12 protein-coding genes are annotated in these 16795 nt (G+C 65.6%); 1 reads left to right on the top strand and 11 read right to left on the bottom strand.

Annotated elements, in window-relative coordinates; genetic code table 11:
• Positions 1–53: 53 nt before the first annotated feature.
• Complete coding sequence (gene fucP, locus Pla111_RS16100) at positions 54–1493, bottom strand: L-fucose:H+ symporter permease (RefSeq protein WP_146575483.1); 1440 nt, start codon at positions 1491–1493, stop codon at positions 54–56.
• Between the two features lie 166 nt (positions 1494–1659).
• Here fucP and Pla111_RS16095 point away from each other — a divergent pair, with 166 nt between their 5' ends.
• The gene (locus tag Pla111_RS16095; RefSeq protein ID WP_146575482.1) at positions 1660–2523 is read left to right on the top strand and encodes a helix-turn-helix transcriptional regulator; all 864 of its coding nucleotides are present in this window, start codon (positions 1660–1662) and stop codon (positions 2521–2523) included.
• Positions 2524–2526: 3 nt separating this feature from the next.
• Here the strand turns inward: Pla111_RS16095 and Pla111_RS16090 are convergent, their stop codons facing one another.
• The 10 genes from Pla111_RS16090 to Pla111_RS16045 all read right to left on the bottom strand — a co-directional run bounded on the left by Pla111_RS16090 (position 2527) and on the right by Pla111_RS16045 (position 16518).
• Positions 2527–4158, bottom strand: coding sequence for a sulfatase-like hydrolase/transferase (locus Pla111_RS16090; protein ID WP_197525096.1), 1632 nt, complete (start codon positions 4156–4158; stop codon positions 2527–2529).
• Positions 4152–5711, bottom strand: a complete 1560-nt coding sequence (locus tag Pla111_RS16085) for a sulfatase family protein (RefSeq protein ID WP_197525095.1) — start codon at positions 5709–5711, stop codon at positions 4152–4154. The genes Pla111_RS16090 and Pla111_RS16085 overlap by 7 nt, the downstream gene beginning before the upstream one ends.
• Before the next feature lie 79 nt (positions 5712–5790).
• A complete protein-coding gene (locus Pla111_RS16080; RefSeq protein ID WP_146575481.1) occupies positions 5791–8580 on the bottom strand; it encodes a cadherin domain-containing protein in 2790 nt (929 codons plus the stop codon).
• A 54-nt stretch (positions 8581–8634) separates the two neighbouring features.
• A complete protein-coding gene (locus tag Pla111_RS16075) occupies positions 8635–10149 on the bottom strand; it encodes an alpha-L-fucosidase (protein ID WP_197525094.1) in 1515 nt (504 codons plus the stop codon).
• A 102-nt stretch (positions 10150–10251) separates the two neighbouring features.
• The gene (locus Pla111_RS16070; protein WP_146575479.1) at positions 10252–11229 is read right to left on the bottom strand and encodes a family 16 glycosylhydrolase; all 978 of its coding nucleotides are present in this window, start codon (positions 11227–11229) and stop codon (positions 10252–10254) included.
• Positions 11226–12896 carry a LamG-like jellyroll fold domain-containing protein gene (locus Pla111_RS16065; RefSeq protein WP_146575478.1) on the bottom strand — a complete coding sequence of 557 codons (1671 nt, stop codon included), beginning with the start codon at positions 12894–12896 and terminating at the stop codon, positions 11226–11228. The genes Pla111_RS16070 and Pla111_RS16065 overlap by 4 nt, the downstream gene beginning before the upstream one ends.
• Positions 12896–13432: a sigma-70 family RNA polymerase sigma factor gene (locus Pla111_RS16060; protein ID WP_197525093.1), complete on the bottom strand. Its 537-nt coding sequence runs from the start codon at positions 13430–13432 to the stop codon at positions 12896–12898. The genes Pla111_RS16065 and Pla111_RS16060 overlap by 1 nt, the downstream gene beginning before the upstream one ends.
• Before the next feature lie 46 nt (positions 13433–13478).
• Positions 13479–13880, bottom strand: a complete 402-nt coding sequence (locus tag Pla111_RS16055) for a hypothetical protein (protein ID WP_146575476.1) — start codon at positions 13878–13880, stop codon at positions 13479–13481.
• Positions 13881–13933: 53 nt separating this feature from the next.
• The gene (locus tag Pla111_RS16050) at positions 13934–15127 is read right to left on the bottom strand and encodes a DUF1559 domain-containing protein (protein WP_146575475.1); all 1194 of its coding nucleotides are present in this window, start codon (positions 15125–15127) and stop codon (positions 13934–13936) included.
• A 128-nt stretch (positions 15128–15255) separates the two neighbouring features.
• The gene (locus Pla111_RS16045) at positions 15256–16518 is read right to left on the bottom strand and encodes a PEP-CTERM sorting domain-containing protein (protein WP_146575474.1); all 1263 of its coding nucleotides are present in this window, start codon (positions 16516–16518) and stop codon (positions 15256–15258) included.
• Positions 16519–16795: the final 277 nt, after the last annotated feature.

The raw sequence follows: 16795 nt of genomic DNA, 5'->3' as shown, positions 1-16795 counted from the left end.
TTGGGGTCAGGGGTAGGGGTCCGGTCGAATGCCAAGCCGTCTTTCGGCCAGGACTACTCAGCTTTCGGTTTGCTTGCGACAGCGAATCCGTACGCCGCAATCACGAAGAAGCAGACCAACGGGAGGGCGAACGACGCCCGGACCGGCTCGCTGCTGAGGAAGCCGAGCGGGACGGCGAGCGGCCCAATAGAGAGCGTGCCGGTGTCGATGACGCCCCCCTGCAGGGGCGGCATCAAAGCCCCGCCGACGATGGCGAAGATTAGCCCCGCGGAGCCGAGCTTCGCGTCATTCGGCGTGAGGTTTGATAGCGCGAGGCCGTAGATCGTTGGGAACATAACGGACATGAACAGCGAGATCGCGACCACGCAGACGATGCCCGGCAGCCCCGGCGTGAAGATTGCGCCGAGCGTCGCCACGGCGCCCCCGACGGCGAGCAGCCCCAACGCTTTGCCGGCGTCGACGTGCCTCAGCAAGAAGATCGTGCCGAGCCAGCGGCCGACGAGGAACGTCAGCATCGCGGCGATGTTCCAGTTCTGGGCCATCGCGGCCGGCAGCCCGAGCAGGGTCACCCCGTAGTGGATGATGAAGGTCCAGCACATGATCTGGGCGCCGACGTAGAAGGCCTGGGCGATCACCCCGCCAACGTAGCGGAACGTCGCTAGGCGGCCCAGCAACTCCGTCAAGCGGATCGGGTCCTCTTCGTGGCCCGTGTCGGGCAGCTTCGACAGCAGGAACACCAACAGCACGCCGATCACGACCATCGCGATCACGACGTAAGGCGTCCGCACGACTCGGAGGTCGTGCGATTGCATCTCGCCGTGCGCCTCGGGCTCGTTCTCGGCGTACGCCTCGAGGGCCTCGGTGACCTTGCCGTCGACCTCGCCGGGGAGCATGGTCGCGTACTCGGGGTGGGCGTCCATCTGCTGCTGGCGGAAGTCGCCGACTTGCAGCCCCGCGAGCACGACGTTGCTCGCCACGATCATGCCGATCAGCGAACCGATCGGGTTGAACGCCTGAGCGAAGTTCAACCGACGCGTCGCGGTTTCCGGCGGGCCCATCGACAGGATGTACGGGTTCGCGGCGGTCTCCAAGAACGCCAGCCCGAAGGTCAGCACGTAGAGGGCGACCAAGAACAGCCCGAAGGCCATGTTGTTGCTCGCCGGGATGAAGAGCAACGCGCCGATCGCGTAGAGGCTCAGCCCGAGCAAGATGCCCGTCTTGTACGAGAATTTCCGGATCACCAACGCGGCGGGGATCGCCATGGTCGCGTACCCGCCGTAGAAGGCGGTTTGGACCAGGCTGCTCTGCTGGTTGGTGATCAAGAAGATCTCTTTGAACGCCTTCACCAACGGGTTGGTGATGTCGTTCGCAAAGCCCCACAGCGCGAAGAGCGTGGTGACCAACGCGAAGGGGTACCAAAACTCGCGCGGCACGACGCTCGCGAAGGAGCCGCCCGGCTGAGCTTCGTTGTCCGTGCCTGATTGTCCGTCCATCGATCCGTCCGAAGAGTCGTAGAAGAGAAGCGAGCCGGTGCGGCGGCCCGGTCTCAGGGCAAGCTCGCGGTTCGCTTGAACACCTTTAAGCTTCGGTTGCGGCGCGGCCGGCGTCCATGGATCATAGTAGGCACCTGCCAATCCTTGACATCGGCTCGCCCCGTCCATGCCCGACCGCGCCTCGCCCTCGTTCTTTTCCGCGGCGGTCACCAGCGCGCGCCGCTTCTACCTGGACCTCGCGCCGCCGGCGAACACGCCCCTGGTGGTGGTTTGCGGGGGCTACGAGGAGTCGCAGCCCGACTACGAGATCGTGCGGGAGACCTTCCCTTATTACTCGATCGAGTTGGTCGCTCGCGGCCGGGGCGAGCTTGTGCTGCGTGGCGAGCAACACGCGCTGCGGCAGGGGACGGTCTTCAGCTACGGTCCCGGCGTGTCGCACACGATCACGACCAGCCGGCAATCGCGTTTGGGGAAGTACTTCGTCGACTTTGTCGGCGTCGAAGCGCCGCACGTCTTCGCCGCCGCGGGGATCACGCTCGGGGGCGTCGGTCGGGTCGGCTCGCTGCCCGAGGTCGTGTTGATCTTCAACGAACTGATCCGCGACGGAATGCGGGGCGACGACTTCTCGGCGGAGCTCGGCGTCGCGCTGCTGCGTTGCCTCGCCCTGAGGATCGCGGCGAACCGGGTTACGCAGCCTTCGGGCGGGGGCACGCCGTACGAGACCTACCTCCGCTGTGTCGAGTACATCGACGCGCACGCCGCGACGCTCGTCTCGCAGCAGCAGGCGGCCGCTGAATGCGGCGTGTCGCCCGCCTACCTGAGCCGGTTGTTCAAGCAGCACGGTCGCCAGTCGGCGCATCAGCACCTGACGCGGCTCCGCATGAACCTGGCCGCGGAGCTGCTGAGGGAGACCAACGATCAGGTCCAAGCGATCGCGGGTGGGCTCGGCTACAGCGACCCGTTCCACTTCTCGCGGACCTTCAAGGCGACGTTCGGCATCTCGCCGCGCGCGTTCAGGGCCCTGCGTTGAAGCTCACTTACCGGCCGAACCGAATTGCAATGGGACGGTCGCCGGCGGGGCGTCGAGGTCGCCTTTGGCTTCCCGCGCCATGGCGAGACAGCGGCGCCGCATCGCGTCGAGCACGTCGGCGTGTTCCGGCGCCGAGGTGAGGTTCGTGGTCTCGTCCGGGTCGGCTTCGAGGTCGAACAGTTCCTCGTAGTCCGGCGACTCGCCGCGCAGCGAAGAGGTCAGCCATCGCCGGTAGTTGGTGGCGTTCAGTTCGTTGTTCAGGTATACCGTCGACAGGTCGAAGTCCTTGTAGAGTTCGCGGTCGTTGGCGAAGTAGCGGATGTACTTCCAACGCTGGCCCCGCACGCTCTCGCAGCGCGGGTTGCCGAAGTAGGTCGACCAGAGGTTCTCGGAGAACGCGTGGGTCCGCCAGCCGGAGGGATCGCCCTCGAGGAGCGGTTGGAGGCTGCTCCCTTGCATCGACTCGGGCGGGGTGACGTCGGCCAGGTCGAGCAGCGTCGGCGCGACGTCGATCGATTGAACCAGGGCGGGCTCTCGCCGGCCGCGGCGCTCCGCGGGCTGACGCGGGTCGTGCACGATCATCGGGATCGCCAGGCAGGGCTCGTAGTTCAACGCCTTGCCGCCGAGGCCGTGCTCGCCGAACAGCAGACCGTGGTCCGAGGCAAAGACGATGACCGTGTTGTCGGCGACGCCTTGCTCGCGGAGCACGTCGCGGAGCCGCCCCAGGAACCGGTCGATCCCGGTGACGGTCTGGTAGTGCCGGACGACGCGTTCGCGGAGCGACGCCTCCTGATCGACCCAGTCGTAGCCGTGCTGACGGAACTCGACGTGCGCCACGTCGGGCGGGAGCTTCGGCTCGTCGATCTCGGCCCGTTCGACGTAGGTCGAGGGGATCGGCAGCGTGTCGAGCCGGTCGCGGTAAGCCGTTCGGTACAGGGCGTCGTCTTCGGGACGCAGCTCCATCCGGCTCGTGCTCGCCCCGTGCGGCAGGTTGAAGGCGACCATCAAGAGGAACGGTTGGTCCTCGGGGCGTTGGTCAACGAACGCGGCGGTCCCTTCGAGATAGTCGGCGTCGCGATCGAGGAAGACGCTCGCGCCCTCCGTCAGGACCTCGACCTGGGTGTCGCTCTGCGCCGCACGGAACACGTCGTGCGTCTCCTTCGGATAGAAGTGCAGGTGGCCGTGGGCGCCGTACCAGTAGTCGAAGCTCTGTTCGATCAGGCCCGTGTCGTAACCGTGTGCGCCGATCGCGACGTGGTTCTTGCCGACGTACCCGGTGAAGTAGCCCGCTTCGCGCAGCAGGACCGGGAAACTGCCCGCCCAGGCCCGCATCGACATGGCCGTGCCCGAGTTGAAGTTGACGCCGTGCCGGCGTTCGTACTGACCCAGGAAGTAGCTGGCGCGGCTGGGCGTGCAGATCGCGCTGGTGACCGAGGCGTTCTCGAACAACACGCCGTCGGCCGCCAACGCGTCGAGGTGCGGCGTCTCGATCGCCGTGTTGCCGTAGCAGCCGAGGAAGTCCCGACGGTGGTCGTCCGTGAGGACGAAAACCAGGTTCGGGCGCGACGTCTCGGCCGGAGCGACGTTCGCCAGCCAAACGAACCCGAGCAAGGGTAAGACGGAGCGGATCACCATGTCGCCTCGCGGACCTTCATCAACGCGGGATGGCCCTCATCGGTGTCGCCGACTTCCTCTTTGAGTTCGAGCAGACGCGCTTTCAAGCGATCGGCGACGTCACGGTAGGCCGGGTCGTCGATGACGTTCCGCTCCTCGTCCGGGTCGCTGCGGAGGTCGTACAACTCCCAGTGGGCGGGCGTCGGGTCGGGCAGGGCGCCGGGGGCGTCGAGCGGCAGCCCGTAGAAGTAGACCAGCTTGTGGTCGGCGGTCCGCACGCCGTAGTGCGCGGGGACGTCGTGGTGGGTCATGTGCATCCAGTAACGGTAGTAGACCGCGTCGCGCCATTCCGGCGGATCGCCGCCGCCCAGCAGCGGGACGAGGCTCTCGCCCTGGTGCTCGATCGGCGAAGCGTCGCCGCCGACCATCTCGACGAGCGTCGGCAAGAAGTCGACGTTCGTGACCAACTCGTCTCGGACCTCGCCCTCCGAGAACCGCCCGGGCCGCCAAACGATCAGCGGCATCCGCATCGACTCCTCGTAGCCCCATCGCTTGTCGATGTAATCGTGCTCGCCCAGCATGAAGCCTTGATCGGACGTGTAGACGACGATCGTGTTCTCGAGTTGCCCCAGGCCGTCGAGGCACTCGAGCAGGCGGGCGATGTTGTCGTCGACGCCACGCACGCAGCGGAGGTACTTCTTCAAGTAGCGTTGATAGGTCTCGGCGGTGTACTCGCGATCCGAGAGCGACTCGGGCGTCGCCATGTGATGGCCCATGTTGCGGCGTGTGTTCCGCCGCGACACGCTGGTGCCGTAGGCTGCTCGACCGGCGGGGCCGTGTTCGCCCCGTTCGTACAGGGTCGGCGGCTCCGGGATCGTCGCGTCGTTGAAAAGCCAGTCGTAACGCTCCGCGTTCTCGAAGTTATCGTGGGGCGCCTTGAAGTGGTGCATCAGGAAGAACGGTTTCTCGCTCTTCCGGCCGCGCAACCAAGCGATCGACTGGTCGGTGATCGCGTCCGACGAGTGGATCGAGTCGTACGCCCGGTCCGAGGGCCGGATCGTGTTCTCGGGCCAGGGGTTGGGCCCACGGACCCGGAACGTGGGGTTGAAGTACTTCCCCTGGCCCTTGAGGACACAGTAGTGGTTGAACGCCCCCGGCTCGGCCTTGAGGTGCCACTTGCCGATCATCGCCGTGTCGTAGCCGGCCGCGTTGACGGCGTGGGCGAGCGCCTGACGGGGCGCCGGCAGCGCGCCGTTGAGCGTCAAGACGCCGTTGCGGTGCGAGTACTGCCCCGTGAGCAGCGTCGCGCGGCTCGGGACACAGATCGAGTTGCTGTTGAAGCAGTTCGAGAATCGTACGCCTTCGGCGGCCAGCCGGTCGAGCGTCGGGGTGGGATCGAGCGCCGAAAGCCTGCCGCCGTACGCCCCGACCGCCTGGGCGGCGTGGTCGTCCGACATGATGAACAGCACGTTGGGCTGCTCGGCAGCGCGGCAGGCGACCGCCCCCGCGGTCAAAGCAACCAGCGTTGAGAAGACTCGTAGGGCGTGGCGGGTGAATGCTGAGGGATTCATCATGCTAGTTGTCCGTCAAACGAATCTTTTCGGTAGCCGGCAAGCCGAAACGCCTTTCCTCGGAGATGGTCTGGTTCTCTAGTCACCCCAAGCGTTCGGCTTGACGCAGCACTAGCGGGCTCAGGCCGAAGGCTTCGTCGACGGCGCTCGTGGGGGCGCCGGCTTCCCCAGCGTACTCGCTGGCGAACGCGATATCTTCGGGGCTCTCGTCCGCGAGCTGGTCGGGTGACAGCAGCAACAAGCTGGCGTCGCGAGCCGTCGCCACGACGGCGGCCGGTTCGGGGGTGACCGAGGATGGGAAAGCGGACCCCGTTGCGGCGTCAACGGTCCGGGCGAAAGCGACAGGCGTGGCCGATGGGATCGGGGTATTCGTCGCGGGAGTCGTGACAACGCTTCCAGATGCTTCGGCTGCCGCGGTCGGCGCCGCTGTCGAGCGACCCAGGGCGGCGCTCGCGGCGGCGACCTGGCCGTAGTTCTCGGCCCAGACGCGGTGGTCGTCGAGATCGACCTCGCCGTCGCGATCGCCGTCGGCCGGCAGGGACTCGCCCGTCTGGCCGAACGCGTCACGCCAGATCGTGTAGTCGGCGGCGTTGACCGTGCCGTCGGCGTTGTAGTCGCCCGCGATCGCCGAGCCGGGGTCGATCGTTTGGTAGGCGAACCGATCGATTCGAAAGACGCTCTGCGAGGCGTTCTGCAAGGTCCTGACGCCCGCGAATAGCCCGGTCGAGGCGTCATAGACGCCATCGTCGTCGACCGTGACCGCTTGCTCACCGAGGCGCTGGCCCGTCGCTAGGTTCTCGACGGCCAGCGTCACGTCCCATTGGCCGCTTGTTTCGGACTTGGTCGCTTCCCACGTGGCTCGGAGCGGGTCGGTCTGGTTGTCCCCCGCGCCGCGGTCGATGCCGATCAGGGCCCCGGGGAGGGAGATTGCGGTCCCGGAGTCTTCTTCGGGGAACAGCTCGAGGCCGCCGTCGCCGGCTGCGTAGCGCACCTTGGCCGACAAGAACGAACCGCCATTGTTGCCGACTGCCGGGACGAAGTTCCCGCTCGCGTCGAGCGTCGTGACGCCGAAGCGGAACTGATCGGAGGTCGTGTCTTGCGTGACCTCGATATCGAAGTCGATCTCGACCCGCAGGGTTTCGCCGGCGTCGGCTCGGCCGATCGTGTTATTGGTGACGCCCTGGAAGGCGGTGCTTGACGAGGTCGCGTAGCCGAAGCCGGAGGCGTCGATGACGGACCACCCGTTCTGCGCGGTCCAACCTTGCTGGCCGCGGAGGTCCGCGGCGTTTGAGAAGACCGGCGCCGCGAAGTCGTGATCAAACAGCCTCTTCACGGTTGCGAACGGCGACACAACCGTCACAAGGACCTCGGTCGAGCCGACCTCGGAGCCGTCGGTCGCTTCGACGGTGAGCGTGTAGCTCGACTGGGTAGCGAACGCGATCGGTCCCGCGACGGTCAGCACGCCCGATTCGTCGATTGCAAAGGCGCCGCCCGGGTTGCCGGCAACGATCTCGAACGTGAGGGCCGCGACGTCCGCGTTGAGCGGTGTCACGACACCGACGGGCGACCCGATCGGGGCGCCGTCCGGCACGCTGACCAGCGGGGCCGACAAGACAATCCCGGTGACTTGGTTGAACTCGGCGTCGAGGTCCGCGAGCAGCTGGACGGCGTTGACCGCGTTGTTCCTGCCGCCGGCGGTCGGGAGGAACGTCAACCACTCGGCGTCGAAGAAGAAGTTCGTCGATTGCCCGGCCCCGAATCCGCGGTTGGCCCAGAAGTAGGTCGGGCCCTTGCCGGCGTTCTCCTTCGCGAAGTAGTCGCCGCCTGACTGCGGGACGTTGCCCTCGGTGAAGACGACATTGTCAATGAAGTAGTTGTGCTCGGTCCACTCGGACGGGTTCGGATTGTTGCTGACGAAGTTCTGGGACGAGCCGTTATCCGCCCAGCCGAGCATGAATCCGCGGTTGGGGTTGCCGAAGTCGGCGATCATCGCGAGCCCGCGGATGAAGTAGCTGTCCTCGGTCCCCTCCTCGACGAAGCCCGCGAAGCGGCCCGCCCCGATCGAGACGTTCTCGTACCCGATCGCGTCGTTCGTGAAGGCGTCCCAGTCGAGGCTGTCGATCCCCGTGTTCTCGACGAAGTTGTGCGCCGCCCGCAGGTTGGTCGTGCCGAGCGACCAGATGCCGCGATCGAGCGTGTCGTGGATGTAGTTGTTCGTGATCGTGACGTCGCGGATGTTGAACGGGTGGGCGGCGACCCCGTTCCAGACGTACGCCATCTCGAAGCCGTCGACCTCGACGTTGTGCGATCCGCCGCCGATGAAGACGGCCGTCGTGTGCGGCGAGTTGACGTCCAGATTCGGCGTGCTGTGAAGCAGCGCGTCGTTGACGCCGATCAGCTTGACGTTGTCCGAGCCGTTGAGCCGGAAGATGGCGTCGGCGTTCGTGCCGGTGTTCTCGACGCTGTGCACGCCGCCCGGCGCGACGAACGAGCCCTGCCTGAAGAGGCTGCCATCGACGTAGATGTGGACGTTGCTCGGGACCGCGATCGTGTTGGTGAGCGTCAGGTCGCCCTGGATCAAGTAGACGTTCGGGTTGGCGACCGTCCCCGCGGTGATCTGCGCAAGGTCCGCGACGCTGTCGAGGACCGTGGCGTCCTGCGGCGCCGTCTGGGTCGAACGCAGCCCGATCAGCGTGTTTGCCAGCGTGTCGTCGCCCAGGATCTGCGATTCGTAGGTGCTCGTGTCGATGTAATCGACGACGCGTTGCGAGATGCCCGCCGCGGTCAGGTCGCCGAGCGTGACCGAGAGGACGCAACGCGTCTCGAGCGACTCGAAACGACGCCGGCTGCGGACTCTCGGTGTGCGGATCATGGGCGGGGAATCCCGGTTGGAAGAATAGGAGGAGGATCTGACGCGAAGCGGCGGCTACGTCCCGGTCGTGACCCGCAACGCGTAGGCGGGTTGCGGCGGGGCGTCGGCCGGCAGGTCGACAACCAGGGCGCCATCTTCTTGGCGCCACGAGACCGGTTGGTCGCTCCCGAGCAACTCGACCGAGGCGACGCCGCTGTCGAGCAGGCCCGCGCCGGCGCCCATCGATTCGATCTCGATGTGTCCGTCGGTCGGCCAGGCGAGGCCGATCGCGTAGAGCGTGTCGCCGTTGCGGGTGAAGCGGATGTCTTGCGACGTGAACGCGCTGTTCTTGCCCTCGGTGTGGTGCCCGGTGGCGACCTCGGTCGGCCCCTCGCCGAACTTGGTCCAGGGCCGCGTGGCGTAGATCGCCTCGCCATTGACGGCGAGCCAGTCGCCGATCTCTAGCAGCACCCGGCGGCCCGCCTCGGGGATGGTCCCGTCGGCGCGGGGGCCGACGTTCAGCAGCAGGCAGCCGTTCTTGCTGACGATGTCGATGAGGTCGTCGATGAGCGAGTCGCTCGATTTGAACGTGTCCCCTTCGATGTAGCCCCAAGACTTGGTGCTGATCGAGGTGTCGGTCTGCCACGGCAACTCGCGGATGTCGGCGAGCTTCCCTCGCTCGACGTCGAGCAGCCCAGCCCCCGGCGGGAACGGGGTGCCGTGAAGGCCTTCCTTGTACTGCAAGACGACTTCCTGCCCGTTCGCGAGCCCGCGGTTGTAATAGTGAGCGGCGACCTTCTTGCGGGCGTCGTCGAACTCGGGGTAGTTGAACCCGAAGTCGAACCAGAGCACCTCGGGCTGGTACTTGTCGATGATCTCGGTGGTGCGTGCGCTCCAAAGCTTGAGGAACGCCTCGTCCGCCGGGGCGTCGGGCGCGTGGCGGCGTCCGTAGAGTTCGGCGTTTTTGGGATCGACCGTGTCGAAGCGATCCTCGTAGGTGTAGTACCGCCAATTGAAAGCGTAGTGCGATGAGACGCCGAAACGCATATCCGCCTCGCGACAAGCGGCCGCCAGTTCGCCGAGGCAGTCCCGCATCGGGCCGCGATCGACCGAGTTCCAAGGCGTCAGCGACGAGTCGTACATCGCGAAGCCGTCGTGGTGCTCGGCGACCGGCACCACGTATCGGGCGCCGGCCTTCTTGAAGAGCTCGACCCAGGCTGCCGGGTTCCAGCTCTCGGCTTGGAAAGACGGGATGAAGTCCTTGTAGCCGAACTCTTTCTGATCGCCCCAAGCTTCACGGTGATGGGTGAAGACGGGCTCTTTCTTGTCGCTCACAACGCCCTTCGGCGAGGTCCGATACTCCTGGTACATCTTCCGCGGGTACCACTCGCTGGCGTGCGCCGGGACCGCGTAGGGGCCCCAGTGGATGAAGATGCCGAGCTTCGCGTTGCGGAACCACTCGGGCGTTCGCCAGTTCTGGAGCGACTCTATGGTTGGCTCGTACGGGCCGTCTTGCGGCGCCACGGCGGGCCGCACGGCCGGACCAAGCGGGATCGGTCCCAGCTCGCCGGATGCGGTCGGGGACGCCAACGTGAGGGCAGTGACAAGGAGGCAAGCGGTGCGCATCGTGGGACCAGAGCGTGTGTTGCGGGGGGCGTGGTTAGCCGACCAACCCAGTGTAATGCGGCGACGCTAACGCGTGGCGTTTCCGCCTGGACGGCTCAGGCCGGCCTGTCGTTTAACGGGCTTGCGCCAGACCCGGAGGTAGTCGATCTCGTAGACCGAAGGGAGGTCGTCGTCTTCGGGCGTCCCGAGCCAATCGGGCATCGTTTCGGAGTCGAAGATCGTGTAGATCGGCTGATGCCAGTAGCCGTTGTCGACCCATCGGACGGGCGAGCCATCGACGTAGTAGGTGATCCGTTCGGGTGTCCACGCGAGGCCGTAGACGTGGAAGTCGTCGGCGAGCGGTCGCGGCGCCTTCCAAACACCGCCCCAGTTGCGGTGGGAGCGATCTTCGGGCGTCCAGAACACGTGCAGGTTCATGTTGACTCGGTTCTCGTGTCCCTCCGCCTTGCCGCCGAGTTCGAAGACGTCGATCTCGGTGCGCCAGCCATCGGACGTGCCGGCGAACCAGAACGAACTCGACCCGGCCGAAGCCATCGGCTTGGCCCGCACTTCGTAGTAGCCGTAGAGCGTCCGCTTCTTGGCGTGCACCGCGGCGGACGTGTAGGTGTGGTAATCGGGGTTCGCGTCGCCACGCGGCGCGCCGTTCTTTCGCATCCAGAGCCGGAGGCGCCCGTCGCGGACCTCGACGTTCTCTTCGGAAAAGAGCGCCGGGGCGCGGCCGCGCCACGAGCGATGCCGCGGCATCCAGAGTTCGTCGTTCAGCGTGTCGCCGTTGAACTCGTCCGAGGTGGCGGCATCGAGAACCCACCCCTCAGAGCCGGCTTGGTCCGACAGCGGCAGGTCGTCTGTCGCTCGCGAGACGGCTCCCGGCAGCGGGCCTTTGAGCGTCCACTGCGCGAGGGTCGCATCGCCCGCGGCGCCGGGTTCGGCGTCCGACTCGGCTGCGGCCGTGTTGGCGACCGATAGGGCGGTGACCAGGGCGATCGTCGCCACCCAAGCCGGCGCGCAGATCAATCCCCGCAGCCGTCGCGGCGCTGATGTCATGGCGCCCCCAGGTCGTGCATCTCTTGGATTTCACGCCCCGAGAGCGCGCGGCCGATGGCGACAAACTCGTCCATCCGGCCCATCAGGTTTCGCATGGCGAACTCGGTGCCTTCGGCCCAGTTCTTGTAGGGCCAGTTGCCGAGGTCGCCCGACCCGATCGCGAGCTTCCTTGGATGCTTGATCGGTTGCCAGCCGACCAGAACCCCGTTCCGATAGTGAGCGACTCTCCGCAGGTCGGTGTCGTAGACAACGGCCAGGTGGACCCAACGCCCGAGGTCGCTGTTGAACATCCCTTGGCCGACCGAGCTGTAGTGCTTCCGTTGCGACCGGTCGAGGGGGTTGTCCGACTCGGCGAAGTGGAGGACCGCGCCAGCCGGCACGCGGTCGAGCGTCCAGAACATGGCGCGGTCTTGGTTGATCTCGGGGTGAAGCAGGGCGACCCGGTTGGTCGCGTGAAAGCGATCGATGGCGATCCATGTGCTCAGCGTCAGCGAGTCGAACTCGCCGGGCAAGCTGATCGAGACCCGGTGGCTAGGGTTGTTGAAACGGAGCGCCTTGTGGCCCGGCCAGCGGCCCTGCACCCACTCGGCGCCAACCACCGAACCGTGCGTGTCGTCGCCTGCGTTCGGGGCGAAGTTGCGGAACAAGCGACTCCACTCCGGCTCAGAACTGTACCCGTACAGGGCGATCAGATCGGGGTCCTGCAGGAGCCGTTGCTTCAAATCGTCGGCCTGCTTCTGTCGAGTGTCGGAGTGGCGGCGTGCTAGGGTCTCGACTTCGGTCGGGCCGACGAAACCCCCGGCATCCACCGCTGGCGGGGCCGTGTTCTCTTCGTCGCCTAGCCAGACTGCTTCCCCCTCACGCAAGCTCACCGAGGCCTTGTCGCTGTCGAGAGCCGGTTGGTAACGCACCTCGCCGTCGATGACGTGCAACTGCCCGGGGGCGTCACCGTCGGGCGCCTCGACCGCGAACTCGGTCCCAAGGTCGACGACCTCGCCCGACGCCGTTGCGATCGTGAACCCGCGGGCGCGCGTCGGGACCCGCGCCCGGAGTTTCCCGGAGGTCAGCTCCGCGCGGTTGGCGGAGATCAGTTCGAGCTGCGCCGGGCCTTCGAGCACCGCGATGGCGCCGCTATAAAAATCGACCTGCACCAAGCCAGATTCGATCGAGAGCGAACCGACGGGCAACGGGGCGCCCTTGCGGTGGCTCTCTGCCCCCTCAGACCAGGTCACGTCGACGAGCCGAGAGAGTACCGCCACGCCGTTGAGGCTGGCGGCGTCCGCCAACTCGTCAGGCGACGCCGCCTTGCTGCCGAACGGCCGGAGGATAATCGGGCTCATCACGACGCCGGCTATCGAAGCGGCCATTGCCAAGGCGAGGGTCAGCCAGGTTCGACTCAGCGAAGCACGCCCCGCCGGCCTTGTCGGCTGCGCTTTATCGACGCGTGCACTGTCCTCGTCGTCGCCTTCGAGTTCCGGGCAGAGGTAGCGCCTCCGCAGCCCGGCGTGGATATCGATGTAGTCGAGGTACAACGATCGGGCCGATTCCTCGCGTTCCAGAATCACCTCGAGCCGGCGCACCTGATCGGCAGTCGCCTCGTTATTAACGATCGACTCGGCGAGAGAGAGCACCTCGAGGTTCCACTTGTGTGATGCGTCGGTAGACATCAGGAAGAGGCCTCCAACCTGAGGGTCTGTTGGACACACAACAGGAGCGTCCGTCGGACACGGTTGAGCTGCTTGCTTACGGCGTTCGGGGTCCGCCCCTCCTCTTCAGCGTACTTCTTGATCGTCGAGCCCTCGGCGTAGCACGACGACAGGAGGCTCCGTTCCCCCTCTTCAAGCTTAGCGATACAGTGCTCGAGCGTGCGTCGCCGAGCTTCGCGGTCGCTCTGCTCACGCTCGGCATGCTCGGCAAGCAGCATCATCACGTTCTCGCTGAACCGATGCCGGTCGCGGGCTAGCTTGCGGACGAAGTTAAACGCTGTGTACTTCGCGACCTGGAAGGCCCAATTGCGGAAGCTGGTGCCGGACTGATACTGATCAAACCGCCGCCACATCGTCATGCTCGCCTCCTGGAGTACCTCCTCGGCGTCGGCCATGGAGGGGACGAGCGTCATGATGAACGAGTGCACCGCGGCCTCGTGGCGCACGAATAGCGCGACAAACTGCTCGTGCCGAGTCGGATTCGTGGGTGTGGTCATCGCAATCCAGGCTTGCGGGCGGTGGCACGCATTCGGTGGCGAACGCTTACTTGCCGCCGGTGGGGACATCGATATCGTAGCTGCCGGAACTCTCGGTAAGATCGGCTTCCATGGTGTAAGGGCGGAACAGCTGTGGAGCGAATTCTCTTGCGCTCACATAGCCGATCACCTTGATCCGAACCGCACCGGGGACCGGCCCCTTGTCTTCGTTGCGTGTGTCGTACTCGCCATCGACGATCGTGGCGTAGCCGGCCGGGCCTGACGCTCCTTTGCTGGCGTTGGGCTCGAAGCGGAGTTCACCCGCGGGGACGGGTTGACCGTCGTAGGTGACGGTTCCGCTCAGGTCGAGCCGCTGGACGCCGGACCCGCCGCACCCGAGGACCATCGCGGTCGATGCAACGATCAGGCAGCCCGCTGCCGCTCGCCGGTTTCTGTTAACAAGTGTCATGCCCGGAACTCTCGGTAAGAACAGCAAGGCTGGTTCGGCAACGCGAGCCGCCCTTAATCAACGAGGCTCTCACTCACGCGGACGATGTTCGCGCCGTCGAGGACGTCACCGCCGTTGTTTCGCATGCCGATCGATTGGTAGAGCTTCACGTCGAGGTCTTCGCTCAAGAAGTGAGCCGAGCCGTCGGCAAACGCGAAGCTGGCGCCTCCCGGGTGGAAGCTTCCGAAGTTGACCGAACTCCAGGAATGGTGAATCCAGTTCCGGTAGTAGACGTTATTCCCCAGAGGCCCGGGACCAGTCCGGTTGTCGCCGTTGATGCCAAATTCGGTCGCTGCCGCAGCTTGAGCCGGACCGCGGTGCATCGTTCCTTCGTTTTCTGACGAAGACCAGAGGTTGCCTCGCTCGGGGATGCTCGTGTTCTCGCCAAGCTCCATGTGCAAGCGGTTTTCACCAACCATCAGCGTGTGCGAGGTGCCGTCGGTGACCATCGCGACCGAGATCTTCGAGTTCGCGTGGGCGATCCCGTTCATGTAGAACGAACTCGTGCCGGGAGGCAGCGTCGCGCACGAGGTGAGGCCGTTGTAGGACGAACTGGCAGCGGAGTACACGATCTGCCCGCCTCCCTGGCACAGGTGGTAGTTGCAGACCGCGTCTTGCTCGGCCCCCACCGGGTCAGTCGGGCACATGAAGGCCGAATTCCGCACCATTTGCGCCGCTGCGTTCTCGGTGCCCAAAGAGCACCCGGGGCCTGTCCCGTTGACCGGGTCGAAAGCCCTGTCTCGGACGCCCGCGAACGGCTTGTCGAGGTCAAACTGGTCGAAGAGCGAGTTCTCTTCGAGGTACGGCAGGATTAGCACGGTCCACGGCGGGCCCGAGCAGTCGCCACCGTACTTCTTGGTCAGCCCAGTGACGCCGAGTATGGCGTTGAGGTTGTTTTCTGAAGTCCTGGCGACCCGCGACGAGTCGCTTGGGTCCGCGATGCACGGCGGATAACCCTTGAAGTTGGTGATTGCCGTCGGCGGGAAGTTGCCGTTCGTCGCGTGATAGTTGTGCAGGGCCAGACCGATCTGCTTGATCTGGTTTAGGCATTGCATCCGTCGGGCTGACTCGCGTGCCGCCTGGACGGCCGGGAGCAACATCGCGACCAAGATGCCGATGATCGCGATCACGACGAGCAGCTCAACGAGCGTAAAGCCGTTGGGTCGCCCCGTCCGTGGCGTTCGATCGGTCGTCATCATCTTGGGCATCGCTTGGTACCTCGGGCAAAAGGTTCACACCGCTATCACAACGCTTCGGGGAGACCGCGGGCCGTACGCTTGGTGCGTTCACGGCCCGCGGTGTGCGACTCCCCTACCACCCCGCAGGTCGGACTCGATCAAAGCTTGCTGGAACGGCCCCGCGCCAACGTGAGGCCGGCGCCGAGGGCGAGCATGGCCAGCGTGCCCGGCTCGGGGATCCCGACGGCCGAGCCGAAGACGGTCGATCCATAGTTCGCGACCCAGAAGTCGTAGTCGAAGCTGTCGACGTCGCCGTCGGGTACGCCGAGGAGATCGTCGCCGGTCCCGTCCGCGGCGAGCCCGCCGCCGATCGAGCCGTCCTCGTCACGCCAGATGGTGTAGTCGGCCGCGTCGACGGCGCCGTCGCCGTTGTAGTCGCCATCGAGGTCCGGGATGTTGGGCAGGTACTCGAAGAAGACGCTGCTGACTGTTGTTGTTTGACCCGCGTTGTTCGAGGGAACCCACTGGCCCGCGAACCACATGTCCGTCCCGGTCGAGGCGGCGACGCCCATCGGGGTGCTCTCGTTCTCTTCGGTGAACGGGTCGTCCGGAAGGCCCGGTTCCTGGTTCCACCGGAACGACTCGAGCGCAGCGGGGTTATCGATCGACGCGTCTGCGATGACCGTCGCGGTGTCGAGGTTCGTGACGATGATCTTCGTCGCGGTCCACGTATCGGTTGCGGCGTCGGTCAACTCGGCTTCGTACTCGATCCGTAGGTTGTCAGAAACGAGGTCCAACGTTTCACCAGTCGGATTGTTGTCAGTGTCCTTTCCGTTGATGATCCCCATGTCAGGGCCCGCCACGAATGTGGCGAACGCGTTGTCGGCCCCGTCGAACACCTCTCGGCCCAAAAATTGGGTGAAGATTTTCAGATTGCCCGCTCCGAAGTCGCTGTACGCCGCTGCCACCCCAGCGGTCGGGGCCGCGTTGAAGCCGCAGGTTGCGAAACAGTCGCGGACGCCGAAGTTGTAGATCCCGACGTTGTTGAGGACCGAGGGGCCGAAATCGAACCGGAAGTCGGTCGAGATTCTGATGACGTCGCCTTCGAAGAACCCGTTGCCGAGTTCGTCGGAGCTTCCACCGAGAACGCCGCCGGTGGCCCCGAGGCTCCAGATGTTCCGCCGAAATCCGATCCCGGCGCTCGTGAGCGTGCCGGCGGTCGAATCGACGTTGGCGAGGTCTTGCCCGAGCCAGATGCCGTTGCCGGCGCCATTCGGTTGCTGGAACCGGAGGTCTCCGTCTACATATCCTTCCGCGGCGGTGAAGTTGTCGTCGATCAGCACGACGGCGCTGGCCGGCTGGCTGGTCAGGGCCAGGGCGGCGAGGGCCGCGAGGCCAGAGCTTTGCAAGAATCGCGTCATTTTCGTGCTACCTAAAAGAGAAGAGCGGGGTGGCCGCTAGACCGGCTCTGGCGAGTCGGGTCGGGCAGTGGGTCAAGATGCCAAATCAGTTGGGAACAGAGCTTGGAGCAGAGCGTCGAATGGCCGCCTCAGCGTGCCGAAACGGCTGATTTCGGGCTAGGTAGATCGGACGCGGAAGGGAAAAGGCGGGTGAATCGCCGGTCTGGCTCGACCGGTGACTCACCAGCTGTGCGTTAAACGAATGTTGGCGGTGGGACGAATCCGCCATTTTCTCTCG

It is taken from the genome of Botrimarina hoheduenensis (assembly GCF_007859815.1).
GTDB lineage: Bacteria > Planctomycetota > Planctomycetia > Pirellulales > Lacipirellulaceae > Botrimarina > Botrimarina hoheduenensis.
The sequence above is the reverse complement of the archived record's forward strand: the minus strand, read 5'-3'. Positions and strand labels throughout refer to the sequence as shown.